The organism is Lentilactobacillus otakiensis DSM 19908 = JCM 15040 (genome assembly GCF_001434145.1).
Classification (GTDB): Bacteria; Bacillota; Bacilli; order Lactobacillales; family Lactobacillaceae; genus Lentilactobacillus; species Lentilactobacillus otakiensis.
In genome coordinates this window covers 190668-205057 of sequence record NZ_AZED01000003.1, presented here as the reverse complement: position 1 = coordinate 205057, position 14390 = coordinate 190668, and the positions used below count along the sequence as shown (strand labels likewise).

The 14390-nt window shown below is 42.5% G+C and carries 14 protein-coding genes; 3 read left to right on the top strand and 11 right to left on the bottom strand.

What is annotated here, in order from left to right:
* Positions 1 to 74: 74 nt before the first annotated feature.
* Positions 75 to 281 carry a hypothetical protein gene (locus tag FD05_RS01310; RefSeq protein ID WP_039933091.1) on the top strand — a complete coding sequence of 69 codons (207 nt, stop codon included), beginning with the start codon at positions 75 to 77 and terminating at the stop codon, positions 279 to 281.
* 49 nt (positions 282 to 330) lie between these two features.
* On the opposite strand, the gene brnQ is transcribed toward FD05_RS01310, so the two are convergent.
* On the bottom strand, positions 331 to 1734 hold the full coding sequence (brnQ, locus tag FD05_RS01305; RefSeq protein WP_020281626.1) for a branched-chain amino acid transport system II carrier protein: 1404 nt from the start codon (positions 1732 to 1734) through the stop codon (positions 331 to 333).
* Between the two features lie 561 nt (positions 1735 to 2295).
* Between brnQ and FD05_RS01300 the strand changes: the two genes are divergently transcribed.
* On the top strand, positions 2296 to 3270 hold the full coding sequence (locus FD05_RS01300; protein WP_020281625.1) for a 2-hydroxyacid dehydrogenase family protein: 975 nt from the start codon (positions 2296 to 2298) through the stop codon (positions 3268 to 3270).
* Positions 3271 to 3376: 106 nt separating this feature from the next.
* On the opposite strand, the gene FD05_RS01295 is transcribed toward FD05_RS01300, so the two are convergent.
* The 6 genes from FD05_RS01295 to FD05_RS01270 all read right to left on the bottom strand — a co-directional run bounded on the left by FD05_RS01295 (position 3377) and on the right by FD05_RS01270 (position 8551).
* The gene (locus FD05_RS01295; protein WP_039933090.1) at positions 3377 to 3631 is read right to left on the bottom strand and encodes a Txe/YoeB family addiction module toxin; all 255 of its coding nucleotides are present in this window, start codon (positions 3629 to 3631) and stop codon (positions 3377 to 3379) included.
* Between the two features lie 2 nt (positions 3632 to 3633).
* A complete protein-coding gene (locus FD05_RS01290; protein WP_020281624.1) occupies positions 3634 to 3912 on the bottom strand; it encodes a type II toxin-antitoxin system RelB/DinJ family antitoxin in 279 nt (92 codons plus the stop codon).
* A gap of 92 nt (positions 3913 to 4004) precedes the next feature.
* The gene (locus tag FD05_RS01285; protein WP_020281623.1) at positions 4005 to 4760 is read right to left on the bottom strand and encodes an SDR family oxidoreductase; all 756 of its coding nucleotides are present in this window, start codon (positions 4758 to 4760) and stop codon (positions 4005 to 4007) included.
* Positions 4761 to 4923: 163 nt separating this feature from the next.
* The gene (locus tag FD05_RS01280) at positions 4924 to 5334 is read right to left on the bottom strand and encodes a hypothetical protein (RefSeq protein WP_020281622.1); all 411 of its coding nucleotides are present in this window, start codon (positions 5332 to 5334) and stop codon (positions 4924 to 4926) included.
* A gap of 289 nt (positions 5335 to 5623) precedes the next feature.
* Entirely contained in the window at positions 5624 to 7378 is a 1755-nt protein-coding gene (spxB, locus tag FD05_RS01275; protein ID WP_020281621.1) for a pyruvate oxidase, read from the bottom strand.
* Between the two features lie 225 nt (positions 7379 to 7603).
* Entirely contained in the window at positions 7604 to 8551 is a 948-nt protein-coding gene (locus FD05_RS01270) for an alpha/beta hydrolase (protein WP_020281620.1), read from the bottom strand.
* A 306-nt stretch (positions 8552 to 8857) separates the two neighbouring features.
* Between FD05_RS01270 and FD05_RS01265 the strand changes: the two genes are divergently transcribed.
* Positions 8858 to 9700, top strand: coding sequence for a prephenate dehydratase (locus FD05_RS01265; protein WP_020281619.1), 843 nt, complete (start codon positions 8858 to 8860; stop codon positions 9698 to 9700).
* Here FD05_RS01265 and FD05_RS01260 read toward each other — a convergent pair.
* From FD05_RS01260 to FD05_RS01245, 4 genes are all read right to left on the bottom strand, one after another.
* Positions 9688 to 10689: a ketopantoate reductase family protein gene (locus FD05_RS01260; RefSeq protein ID WP_020281618.1), complete on the bottom strand. Its 1002-nt coding sequence runs from the start codon at positions 10687 to 10689 to the stop codon at positions 9688 to 9690. The two genes, FD05_RS01265 and FD05_RS01260, sit on opposite strands and share 13 nt — an antisense overlap.
* Before the next feature lie 418 nt (positions 10690 to 11107).
* Entirely contained in the window at positions 11108 to 12430 is a 1323-nt protein-coding gene (gene glnA, locus FD05_RS01255; RefSeq protein WP_020281617.1) for a type I glutamate--ammonia ligase, read from the bottom strand.
* A 282-nt stretch (positions 12431 to 12712) separates the two neighbouring features.
* Positions 12713 to 13720: a M48 family metalloprotease gene (locus tag FD05_RS01250; protein ID WP_039933086.1), complete on the bottom strand. Its 1008-nt coding sequence runs from the start codon at positions 13718 to 13720 to the stop codon at positions 12713 to 12715.
* A 16-nt stretch (positions 13721 to 13736) separates the two neighbouring features.
* On the bottom strand, positions 13737 to 14288 hold the full coding sequence (locus FD05_RS01245) for a LemA family protein (RefSeq protein WP_020281615.1): 552 nt from the start codon (positions 14286 to 14288) through the stop codon (positions 13737 to 13739).
* Positions 14289 to 14390: the final 102 nt, after the last annotated feature.

Below are 14390 nucleotides of genomic sequence, written 5' to 3'. Positions count from 1 at the left end.
CTAAACGCGGTTCTTGATCTCTCTTAAAATCTGTCTCACGTATTGACTATAATCCACTTTTAGGAGCGTACATTATGAACACAGTAATCTGGTTTCGCATTTCAAAAATTCTCGGGTTAACAATTGGATTCATGATCCTATGCGACAGTGCCTACACAATCATCCAAGGGACTGACAAATTCAATCGGATCATCAATGTCATGTATCTACTAACTGGCACCATTTTGATGATCAGTAACATTATCGATTGGACTTTGAACAGTTCAGATAACGAAAAATAGCCTTGAAAATTAATTCAAGACTATTTCCATAACTATATTGAATGACTAATTAATCATCATTCTGCTCCGAAGAAGTTTGTCGAGCTCTGCCCAGAACTGGCCGGAGAAAATGCAAACCAAGGCCAAGAACGGCACCGGCGGCAGCTGGCACTACCCAATCCATTCCCAGACTGGCGAATGGCAGGACGTGCTGCTGGAAGACACCCAATGCTTGGCCAAAGCCACTTTGGCTGACAACTGGTGGGAAGGCTGCCACCATGTCCAGCAAGGCTGGAACAGTGGTAAAGCCAACGACCAAAGCGTAAACCAGTGGATCACGATCGAACAATGGTGAAAAGACTGATAAGAGAATCAGAACCATTGCGAATGGGTAGAGGAACATCAACATTGGCGTTGACCACTGGATGATCGTATCGAGACCAAAGTTGGCGGTCCCAAACGATGCGACACACATGAAGGCTAACCAACCACGATAGCTGACTTTCGAAAAATGATTGTGGAAGTCTTGGGCGAATGCAGCAACCAAACCAACGGCAGTTGTCAAACAAGTCACTGTCAGCAAGGTTGCCAACAATGCATGACCCAAACCGCTAAGATAATAAGTTACTAATTGGTTGAAGGCAACCCCACCATCAGCAGATACTTTATATGTGGAAAGCGTGGTTGCGCCCAACCAGATTAAGCCTAAGTAGATCAACCCGATGGCGGCGGTGGCGAAGACCCCAGCTTTGGCAGTCACTTTCGCGTTGCTGCTGGGTTTGGTTTTACCCAATTGTCGAACAGCAGTGACAACGGTGACTCCAAATGCCAGGCCGGCCAAGGCATCCATCGTGTTATAGCCTTGAAGAAAACCGTTGAAGAATGAATCGCTCTTATATGCGGCGGTCACGGCTTGTTTGCCGGCAACGCCCATTGGGTTAGCGAATCCTAAAGCAAAAACACTAAATAATAGCAGTAAAAAGACAGGATTGAGGACTTTCCCAACTGACGTCATGACGTTAGATTCTTTGTAAGAAACCAGGAAGGCTAAGCCGAAGAATACGGCTGAAAATACCAATAGACCCACATGCGCCATCGATGATGGTAACAGCGGCTGAACACCAACGGTAAAGGGTACGGTAGCGGTCCGAGGAGTTCCGAACAAAGGTCCGATGGTTGCGTGAATTAATACCATAAATGTCAGTGCAAAGACTGGTCCCAGGGGCTTACCAACATCGTAAACGCCTTCTGACCGGGTAACGGCAATTGCAAGCACTGATAACAGAGGCAGTAAGACGGCCGTGACCAAGAAGCCAAGTGCAGCCAACATCCAGTGTGCACCGGAAAGTTGTCCTAAATGAATTGGGAAAATCAGGTTCCCGGCACCAAAGAACAGGCCAAAGAGCATCGAGCTGACGACAAAATAATCACGTTTTCGTAACGGGTTTGGATTCAAGTCATGTAATTCTTGCATAAATGTAGATCTCCTTTTGTTTTCAATAATTTGCGAATTTCGATTTTAATCGGACTAATATCAATCTGGGATTTCATTTCCACCAACTCTTTTCTTTAAATGATTAATTAGAGAACTATGTACTGAAAAAATAAAAAGCGCCCCTAATCCAGCTAATGCTGAACTAAGGGCGCCTACTGCACTGTACCACCTTATATTTGCAGAATTATTACTAAAACTGCCTTTCACGTACGGCCTCAAAGAAGCGATACGCTAACACGATAATGGGTGTCACCAATGCACGTTACTAATTATTCTTCGGTACATCGCTCAAAAGGGATTTTCACGTTGTCGACCCTGCTTCCTCTCACCAAACGAAGCTCGCTTCTGGATGTCACAACGCTACTCAGCTTTCTCACAGCGTTTTCTAATTATTTAACCATTATCTTAATCGTCTATCATGACAATGTCAACATGTAAATTTGAAGTTGTCGCCAAATTGAAAAGAGGGAAGCGATTTCATTTCACCCCCAACATGCCCTATAATGGAGTTGTATAAAATATTTGTTAGGGAGTGAGTTTATGTCAAAAGTATTAATTGCAGGTAGGATTCCAGAACACGCAATGAACATTCTCAAGGATGCCGGTTTGGAAATTGACGTCTTTGATGACAGTCAAAACCTCATCACCAAGGATGAACTGAGTAAGCGGGTAACCGACATTGACTTCTTGATCACGCCACTTTCCACGAAAGTTGATTCGGATGTGATTGACGCAGCGCCAAACCTGAAGTTGATCGCTAATTATGGTGCCGGTTTTAACAACATCGATACCGATTACGCCAAATCAAAAGGCATTCCTGTTACCAACACACCAAAAGTTTCAACGACTTCAACGGCTGAAGTAACATGTGCCTTAATGATCAGTTTGGCGCACAGAGTCGTTGAAGGCGATGAACTGATGCGGACAAAGGGCTTTACCGGTTGGGCACCACTATTCTTCCTCGGCCACGAATTGGCTGGTAAAACCTTGGGGATCATTGGCATGGGCCAAATTGGCCAAGCCGTTGCCAAGAGAATGCATGCATTTGATATGAAGATCCTCTACAACCAACGTCACCAACTCGATTCTGCAACTGAAGAAAAGCTCGGAGCGAAGTTTGCCAGCGTTGATGACATCGTTAAGAACGCCGATGTCATTACATTGCACGCACCGGCTACTCCTGAAACCCATCATTTGTTGGGCGCAAAACAATTTAAGGAAATGAAAGACAGCGCCATGTTAATCAACGCTGCTCGTGGTCCACTCATTGATGAAGCTGCTTTACTTGAAGCATTGAAGAACCACGAAATCGCTGGTGCTGGCTTGGATGTTTATGAAGCTGAACCAAAAGTTGACGATGGCTTTAAGTCATTGAAGAACGTCATCTTGACCCCACATATTGGTAATGCCACAGTTGAAGCTCGTGATGCCATGGCAGAAATTGTTGCTAAAAATACCGTTGCGATGGATAAAGGTAATAAGCCTGATTACATTGTGAATGGTGTGGAACTTTAATTTAATTGTATAAAGAAAACGAGACCGGAATTTTTTCCCGGTCTCGTTTTTTCTGATTTTCCTTACTAACTCTCAAAACAATGATTACCAAAATTTGCCTTTTCAGTTACTCATAATGATTCTTATATGAAACAATAATCAAATGGTTGTCTTTTACCGTGTACACCAATCGATCTTTATCATTAATTCTACGTGGCCAACCATCCTGATACCTCAATCGTTCCGGCTTTCCTATGCCATTATTGAGCCCGTCTCGTTTTATAGATTTGATGAGATTATTAATACGCTTTAGAGTTTTATGATCCTGTGCTTGCCATCCAACGTATTCGTCCCAAGCCTCATCCAAAAATTCAATTGACATGTTTACTTGTCACCGTCATTCAACAATTTATGTGAGTGAATGTCCTTGCCTTCATCAATTTTCTTGAATCGACGGTCCAATTCTGCTTGATTTGCTTCACTATAAAATGGATCCCTAACATCGAAGGGTAGTCCACCTTCAGCAATGCTTTTTTTAATAAAAATGTTGATGGCTGTTGAAAGATTTAGTCCAAGTGAATCAAATATTTCAGCGGCTTTTTCTTTATCAGATAGGTTAGTTTTAACGGAAATTGAAACCTTTTTATTTCTAATATCTAACATTTTCCTCACCTCAACATTACATTAACACGATACATGTAAAATGCAAAGCAAATGTACTATGTTAGACATATATCGTGGTAATTCTAAAAAGATTACCACGGCAACGTCCCCTCATTCTCTGTAAACGTCCCGTTCAAATCATTTCGCGGATCACTGGCCAATTTGATAATCTGCTGGGCACCCTTTTGGACCGACTGCATCCCTACTGGTGCCGGTTGGTTAGTATCCCGACCACCAAATGCAGTTGCGGTCCAGCCTGGGTTCACGGAATTCACGGTAATGTGGGTATCTGCCAGTTCTTTGGCAAATGTAATTGTCGCGAAATTGACCGCGGCTTTGGAGGATTGATATCCTAAAGAACTCACCTTGTAGAAACGAGAATTTGGATCGGAAGCCAAGCCCAATGACCCCATGTTGCTTGATACATTGATAATTTTGGCTGATGGCGACTTTTTCAGTAACGGAATGAATGCTTGAATCATGCTAACAGTACCGAAAAAATTGACGTCAAATTCTTTGCGGATCACATCCACCGAAAGAATCGCCGCATCTTTGTGATTATCCAAAGCGATCCCAGCATTGTTGATCAAAATATCCAAATGACCATATTTCTTATTCACTGTCGCTTGAGCGCGACTAATATCATCCTGACTTGTCACATCCAGAACGATCAATTCAGCATCGTAACCGGCGTCCTTGATTTTATTCACTGCTTCTATTCCGCGATCACGATCCCGGGATCCCAGCAAAATATGCTGACCAAGTTTGGCCAACGCCATTGCCGTTTCAAAACCGATTCCCCTGTCGGCCCCAGTGATTAAAGTTAAAGTTTTTTTAGTATCGCTCATATTAATCCTCCCGTGATATGTACTGCTTTAAGTATAAAACTGATCAGCAGATTTATACATGAACAACCCCGAGCTCATCCCATATAAAAAGGCCAAGGGCAACGTGAATTGCCTTTGACCAGATTATAGAAGGATGAAGCTTAATCATTTATTTCAATTTAAATTAATCTGCGTTCACTGCGGCACCCTTAGTGAGTGCTGATGCATAAACGTAGCCTTGGCCTTTGACATAGTAGAATGTATGAGCCTTGTACTTGCCAGTAGCCACGGTCTTAACAGCCTTAGTTACTTTCCAAGTTGAGTGAGCTTTTAAAGTGCCCTTCTTGGTGAAGGTTGCTTTGCCGGCGTCAGCATAGAACAATGCCTTAAAGACAACTGGTGAAGTATCCTTAGTGTGGAACGTTTTAGCTTTCTTGTAGGTGGTAACGCCAGGGTTGCCGAGTGTCAGAGTCACACCCTTGGTGGCTGTTTTAGTAGTTGTGGTTGTGGCTGCAGCAGAAACAGAAATTGGTGCTGCCAAAGCAAGTGGTAATGCCAATGAAGCTACAGTAATAATTGTTGCAAATTTTTTCATAATCAGTGATACCTCCCTTAAAGATTAAATTCATTATGCCACGTTACAATAAGATGTCAATGAAATATTGGCGTAACAATTAACGCCTTAAGCAAATATTAAGTTAGCGGTTACTATTTGATTATGCACAATCTAATTGGTGATGAATAGCTTGATATAATAACGTTTTACTATTTAGTAATTCACAAAATTAACATGCTTCCGTATTGGTAAAGCTTTGTAATATTTTTGTAAAATTAACACAAAAGGGCAAGTGTTCATCGAGAACACTTGCCCTTTAACGTTGCGATTAGCCTTCTTTAGAACGCAGTATCTCTTCCAAAGATGGTTGTTGTTTACGATCAATGTGATATTGCTTTGCAAATCCTTCGGCTGTCTCTTCACCATACTTCTGTGAATCAAGTGGCATAAAGGCAGTTGCGACAGGGTCATCCTGCTTGATTTTGGCATCGATCACGATTGGCTTCTTGTTGCCGGAAGCCTGAAGATCCTTGATTTTAGCAAAGACTTCATCAAGATCTTTGATGCTCTTGACAGTAAAGCCAATGGCACCAAGACCTTCACTGACTTTAGCCCAGTCAGCATCGTTCAAATCAACACCATAGAAGTGCTGCTTAGTTTGCATCTGCTCGTACCAGATGAAACCGAAGCGATCATTTGAAAAGACGACGTTAATAACTGGTAAGCCATAACGAACTTGAGTCAAGATGTCTTGGACAACCATTGAGAAGCCACCATCGCCAGACAACGACCATGCTTGACCATCAGGGACACTCAAAGCGCCGGCAATACCACCAGGAAGGCCAAAGCCCATAGTTGCGAACAAACCAGAAATTGCGAAACGCTGGTTCTTGTTCATTGGTAAACCACGAACACTCCACTCTGATACATTGCCAGTATCAACCGCGTAAGTATCATTTGGCCCTGCCATTTCAGCGATCTTCTTTGTCACTGATTCAGCGTTCAAACCATCACTGTCATCGTCAGCAAGTTGATTCAACCAAGTATCCCAATTCTTCTTGTTCTCTTGGTTTGCTTCAAGCCAAGCATCCTTTGGTCGGCTCTCACCGGAATCAATCATTGCCTGCAGATAGCTCTTGGCATCAGCGATCACGGCATAATCAACATCGATTCGCTTACCGATATCGTAAGGATTGTTATTAACTTGGATCATCTTGGTATCCTGAGGCCAGAAGTTGGCAAATGGATATTCAGAGGCCAAGAATAAGATCAAATCAGCGTTTTGAATGGCTTCAAATCCTGACTTTGTGCCAAGACGACCAGTTGTCCCAACAAAGTTTAGATGGTCCGTACTGATAACACCAGTTGCTGGAACACTATTCATAACTGGAATATTAAACTGTTCCGAGAATTTGGTTAAAGTATCACGGGCACCGAGCAAGCCACGACCTGCATAAATCAATGGGTGCTTAGCTTCCTTGATCATCTTCAAGGTATCATCAACAGCATTGGGATCAACACTTTGTTTGAAGTTATCAGCAACTGTCAATGGTGTCTTAGTTGGTGCATAGTCAATTTCTTCAGAAGTTAAGTTCTCTGGCAAAATAACGACAGCGACACCCTTTTGACGGTATGCTTCCTTGATTGCTTGATTGACAACGTAAGGAATCTGATCGGCAGTTGTGACTTGCTTGTTATAAATGGCAACGTCACTAAACATTGGGGTCTCATCCATTTCCTGGAAGTAGTTGGTGTTCATTGTTGCCTGAGGTACTTGACCAACTAAAGCCAGAACAGGTACGTGATCCATTTTGGCGTCGTACAAACCATTAAACAAATGAGTAGCACCAGGACCGGCTGAGCCAAAGGCAACCCCGATCTTACCGGTAAATTTAGCGTCGGCAGAAGCAGCGATTGCGCCAACCTCTTCATGACGGACTTGGATATACTTCATTTTATCTTTTTCAAGGTAGAGTCCTTCGACAGTATGATTAATTGAGCCGCCGGGAATTCCATAGACGTGGTCCACGCCCCAGTCTTCAAGTACTTTAACTAAAGCTTGTCCTGCAATCATCTTAGTCATAACAAAATCTCCTTGTTTTAAAAATTAATATGATGCGCTTACATCTTTGTTTCAATTATTAAGTATAGCCATGCTGAAAATGGAATGCCAGCATTTACACTTACTTTTCGTAAGTATTACAAAAGGGTTCATTGTAAGCCTGAAAATGATAATCCAGTTACTTATACAAAATAAAAATACCAAGCATTTTCATACACTTGATATTTTTTCAGCTGGTTATTCAATTTAAAAATACGTTCTCAAAAATTCTTGCACCCGACGCTTATAAGCGACAGGATCATACCAAAAGCTCTCCGCATGAGTCGCGTTGGGCACGATCCAAATCTGTTTGGGAGCATGAGTCGCTTGGTAATTTTCGTAAGCCATATATGACGGCACATAGGTATCTTTACCACCATGAATGAACAAGATTGGGCGGGTGTTCTTCTCCAGCTGCTTCATGGAAGAAGCACTGTCGAGGCCAAAACCGGCAGCCCGTTTGTTAATTTCACTGACCATTGGTTCCACTGGGTATTCAGGTAAATGATATTGTTTCTTCAATAAATAAGTGAGTTCTTCTTTGATGCTGGAATAGCCACAATCGGCAATGATCGCCTTAACCTGGGTTGGCAGCCGTTCACCAGATAGCATTTCCACGGTGGCACCACCCATGCTGACACCGAATAGCAAAATTTTACTATCTTCACCAACATGATCAATCACTTGGTCAATCCATTTCAAATAATCCAATCTGTCCAACCAGCCAAAACTGATGTATTTGCCGGCACTGTCGCCATGGCCGCGATCATCGGGCGTTAGGACATTGTAGCCCATGTTGTGGAACATTTGTGCATAGTTAGCCATTGTTTCACGATTACCCTTGTAACCATGGGCAATGATGACAGTCTTCTTGGCGATCCCTTCAGCGGGAATATAAGTCGCCACCATCTTTTTGTCAGGGTCGTCGCGGTTCAAATACCACTCCTCAGAGGGCATCTTGTGGAACCAGTCGACATATTCATAATATTGATCGGCGTATTGCTGTTTTTCTTTAGAAGTTTCGGGCACGTAGTCAACCCGTTTGAACGCAATATCAAACAATTTGAGACTGATCCAAAAGCTACCGGCAGTAATTGCTGTCAGTGGCAGAATGACTGATTTAAATGGTGATGGTTTGATACTTGATAATTTCATTGGTTTCGTAACGCTCCTTTAATGATAGTATTAATGGTAGTTATTAGGTTGAGGTAAGTCAAACAACTTTACTCTTGTTTAACAAATTGAACCTGCTCGAATGCTGAAGTATTACGGCGATTTGCAGGCATACTGGTTATTATACCTACGATATTACAATCAGGTAAGCAAAAAATCTCCTAGTATCAGGAAGTTTCCGGATTCCATCGATACTAAGAGGTTTTTCTTTCATTTTTACCATTTTTTCAAAACTTGATATGCGATAATAAAAGCATTATCTGAATTTAAGGACAAGGTGGTTATTCTATGAAATTTTCAGTTCTTGGACCCGCAGGCACCTTTGCTGATGCGGCCGCAAAAGCTTATCTTAAAGCCCAGCCATTTTCCGATATCTCTTTTGACTATCATCCCACTTTCGATCAAGTGTACCAAGCTGTTTCCGGCGATGACATTGGCTTGCTGCCGCTTGAAAACCAGCTTGACGGTTATGTGTCCGCAACTCTACAACGTTTACAATCCGCTGACGTTACGGAAATCGGCGAAATGACGATCCCAGTCGACTTTGGGTTGGTTGCCAATGTGACTGAGCTCAATCAAATTAAGCGAATCTATGTCCAATTCAAGACGGAAGGCCAGTGTCAACAACTGTTGACCTCGATGCCCGACGTCCAAATTATCACAACTTCATCGAATATGATTTCATTAGAAAAATTTCAAAATGGTGAATTGGGTGATGCAGCGATTATTCCCCAATCACAGATGGCAGATCTATCGGTGCCATTAATGATGAATAATGTTGCTGACCAAGATGATAACAGTACGAGATTCATTATTTTTAAATCCCAAGCTGCTGATCTTGAAGCACTTTCTCAGCAGCACTTAGCCACGGACCAATTCAAAGCACCACTATTTGTCACCCCTTCTTCCAACGATCACCCCGGAACACTCTATGATATTCTAGGGTATTTGGCTGACAACCAACTCAATTTGGTGACGATCATGTCACTGCCGGTTAAAACCCAGCTTGGCGTGTATTCGTTTTACCTCGAAATCTCTGGCACTCGTGAACAACAGGCCGTGCTCTTCAAAACGCTTCGTAAGATGACTGCCAAATATCACGTTCACTTGCTTGGATACTATGCGGTTTGAGTTTGTGGAGCGGCTTGCTGAGCTTTAATTGCCCTTTGCTTCGCAAGGTTTTGACGATGGAACTCAGCTAAGTGAACAGCTTGGGTTACGAACAAATGGGTGCTGGCTTCGTAATGATATTTGCGTCCCAATTGGGCGATGTAACCATTGATGTAATCAACTTCGGTTGGTCGATCCTTCGTCATATCCTGATACATAGATGGGTAATGAAGCGGCATATCAATCCGGGTATTGTGATCCAAAGCTGCCATTTCTTCATCACGGCTGGATACTAATTTGATGCCAGCTCGTGCACAGATATCATAAGCTTCGTCAATTAACTGGCGACCCATTTGATAAGCGCCTGGGAAGTTCCCAAATTCACCCATTGGTAATTCAAACATGGTACAAATCGTGTTGATAACTGAATTGAAAATAACTTTGGTCATTAATGTTCCGGTGAAATCATCCGTTAAGGTTGGATTCATCTTGGCTTTTTGAAGTTGATTGAAGAGCTCTTTGCAAGTGGCATCCGGCTTTTCGTTAAGCGGACACATATTCATTTTACCGGCGCCACGCTTACCCATGAAATCAACCTCACCTGGACCAGGAAGAACTGTTGCAATTAGGGCTGTCGCACCAATAATCTTGTCATCGGCGAAGTACTTCTGCAATTTTTCAATGTGTCCCATCCCATTCATTGCGGTGAAGGCATATTGATCTTTGTGGAAGAAGTGTTGACAGCGATCCAAATAATCTTGGAGTTGCATTTGCTTCGTGAAGAAAATGAACATATCCGGATGACCATCAAAAGTCTCTGGTGTTTCCAACTTGATTTTAGTTAAATGGCGATCTTTATGATCCCGCATGACGTATACGCCGCCCTGTTCATGGATCTTGTCAATATGTGGCTGCCATGTATCGATGAATGTAACATCGTTACCAGCCTCTTGTAGTAAAATCCCGTAACGTAACCCCATTGCTCCTGCACCAATCATTGCAAACTTCATAAAAATCACACTCCAATTTCCTATTTTATTTTTGACCAAAAAAAACGCCCTTAATCTTATTTCTAAGATCAAGGGCGCTTACGCGTGTTACCACCTAAATTTACGATTCGCTCACACAAACCGTCTCATCATGTACGGCCAAATGAATGGCGATACACTGGCACTTTAAGGGGTGCACACCGTAGATACTCATTCTTCGCATCCACTGCTTAGAGGCTACTTTCGTTTCGCTGGTCATTATCCCTTCTCACTTACCGGGACTCCCTGAAATGATCTGGCGAACTTACTCTCCTCGTCGCTGCATTTTTTCAATCAAATTTTAATGTGCCTATAACTTAACTCATGTAATTTTAATTGTCAACAACAATTTGAAAATAAGATTCTCTCAGCAGACGGCACCGGGACAATCGGATCGGAACTAAACATTAAAATAAGCTTTTTTCTCCCAATCAGTCACACTTAGCTGGAAACGAGTCAGCTCATCGTGCTTAATTTGTAAGTACTTAGGAACCACGCTTCCAAGAGCTTCCGAGAGGGCCTTATCAGCTTGTAAATTCTTTAATGCATCTGGTAGTGATGATGGTAGCTGAACAATCTGAGCGGCCGTTCGCTGTTCAGGAGACATATCATAAATACTATCCTCAACATTCTTTGGTGGTGTCAGTTTTTGCTTAATGCCGTCAAGCCCAGCAGCCAAAATTGCAGCAATTGCGAGATAAGGGTTCGCAGCTGGATCACCACTTCTTAATTCAAACCGGGTTTGTGGACCACGTCCATCAGGAACTCGAACCAACGCGGTTCTGTTGGCAATTGCCCAAGCAACATAGGTTGGGGCTTCATAACCTGGCACAAGCCGCTTGTAGCTGTTAATGGTGGGATTAGTGATTGCTGTAAAGGCCTGCGCATGAGTCAAAACACCCGCTAGATAATGAGTTGCCAACTCTGAAAGACCATTTTGACCACTCTGATCATCAAATAAGTTCTTGGTGCCATCGAATAATGAAGTGTTCAGGTGCATCCCTGATCCATTAACGCCGGCTTTAGGCTTTGGCATGAATGTCGCTCTCAAACCATACTTTACGGCAATGGCTTTTGTCGTTAATTTTAACAACTGAACCCGATCCGCTGTCTTAACAGCATCATCGAACTTAAAGTCAATTTCACATTGGCCTGGTGCCACCTCATGATGGTCAGCCTCGATTGAAAAGCCCATCGTTTTTAATGTATTAACTGTTTCACGACGACATGCTTCGCCACGATCATCAGGATAAACGTCAAAGTATGATGCCTGGTCGTTTAATTCATCAGTTAAATGGCCATCTTCATCAGCCTTGAACAAGAAATATTCCATTTCAGCGCCGACATTGGCATGACCACAACCTAGTTTGTTCAACGAATCATCTAACTGTTTTAAAACAAAACGCGGATCGCCGGCAAATGGGGTGCCGTCACTATTGTGAACATCACAAATGAGTGAAGCAGTCTTCCCACCAGTCGTGATCCATGGGTAAATCGTCCAAGTATCAAGATCAGGATATAAGTACATATCCGAGCTTTGAATTGGTAGAAAACCGGCGATTGACGAACCATCGATCTTAATTTTGTTATTCAAAGCAACGTCTAACAAATCAATTGGGATCTCAACGTTTTTCAATGCACCATTGAGGTCAGAAAAAGTCATTCTTAAATACGTAATTTCTTCATCTTTAGCTAATTTACGAATTTCATCAGCAGTTTTCATCCAATTCCTCCATCATGATCGTTTTAAGGTAATCCGAAACTATTTATTGGGGTTCCCTTAACAGATATTATACACGTTATATCTTCTGACATGAGATTTTTTTATAACTTTTTTGATCTTTTTCAAATACCGGATCAATCATAATCCTAAATCTGCATAAAATTACCACATCAACAGCTGGGCTGTCGATATGAAAACAAAAATGGCCTGATCCTGTTGAATACAGGGATCAAACCATTACAGTTTTAATGAAACACTATAAACGTTGAATTTTCAACTTCACTATTTCTCGCCAAGTAACCTTTTAAGTCGTGCGATCCGATCATCTAGTGGTGGATGCGTATCAAACATCTTTGCTAGAAATGGCGTTTTACCTCTTTTAGTGACGGGTTCATTAATATACAACGCCGCACTTTTAGCGGTCGGATTATCAGTTGGTGTTGTATCGTTCTTTAGTAATGTCAGTGCATCGATTAACCCCTGGGGATCGCGAGTTAAATTAACTCCAGATACGTCGGCAAGGGATTCACGCTCTCTGGAAACCGAGAACTGAAGAATTTGGGCGACAGGTACACCGATTCCTCGAATCACCCAGCCACCGATCCACATGATCAAGCCAAAGGTCAGAATTCCGATCGCGATGGCCCAACTACTCTTCGAATCATTATCACTATCACTGCCGAACCAACTGAACCAGCGACCACCGCGAATCAAGCTGATCCCGGAAACGATCAGAACCGTTCCGGCTCCGGCAATAAAGGTGGTTAGTGCAACGGTAATTGAAGAAACTCGGATATCATAGTTTTTGATATGAGAAATTTCGTGGGCTAAGACACCCTCTAGTTCCTCACGGTTCATCATCTCGCGCAGGCCTTTAGTAACCGCAACGGCGGCATGCTTCGGGTCACGCCCGGTTGCAAACGCATTTGGTGATGGATCATCCGTCTGGTAAATTGCTGGCATTGGAATATGTGCCACCATCGCCAAATCACTAACGATGTTGAACAATTCCGGATCATCTGACTCCTGAAGCTGATGTGCGTTAGCAGATTTCATCAGAATGTTGGTGACTTGGGTGTACACAAAAAGTGAATAAAGTCCGGCACCAATCAGAAACCCAACCATGACATAAGTTGGAACCAACCAATCAATTGAGCTTTCATCACTGGTTGCGTAGGCAAAGACCCAACCGATTAGAAAACCAATAACTGCTATTAAAACAACGAACACCGCCATTACTGACCAGGTTCGTCGTCGATTTTGCTGAACTTGCTGATTTATGGTATCCATTATCAGTCAGTCCCCTTTAGAATTTCATTTGTGGAACTTCTTTAGATTGTTCAGGAACTTCAAGGTAACTATGTGCAGGGAAGTTTCCGAATTTGGCAACCATGTTACTTGGGAAAGTTTGCAGTTTATTGTTATAAGCCATCACGTTACTGTTATAGTTCTGACGTGAAAAGGCAATCTTGTTCTCGGTATTGGTCAACTCTTCCTGAAGTGCCAAGAAGTTTTGGTTGGCTTTCAACTCGGGATAGTTTTCGGAAACCGCAAACAGGTGATTCAAAGCGCCTGTTAGTTCATTATCAGCCTTAACCTTATCACCTAAGCTAACATTGGGATCCTGAATTTGTGAACGCATTGCAGTCACCTTTTCAAAAGTTTCCTGTTCGTGCTTTGCGTATCCTTTAACAGTTTCCAATAAGTTGGGGAGTAAATCTCCTCTTCGTTGAAGTTGAACATCAATCTGGCTGGCAGCCTCGTCAACCAGATTTCGTTGACTAACTAAACCGTTATAAAGTGCAACGATCCAGATAATCAGTAATATTACAATAACAGCGGTTATGATGAGTCCCATGTAAATTCCTCCTTAGGTTCTTTGCTAACTAACATACCATAATCAGAACATCCTTGAAAGCTTATGTTGTCCTAATTTTAGCATCTTCCGACCTATGTCTGA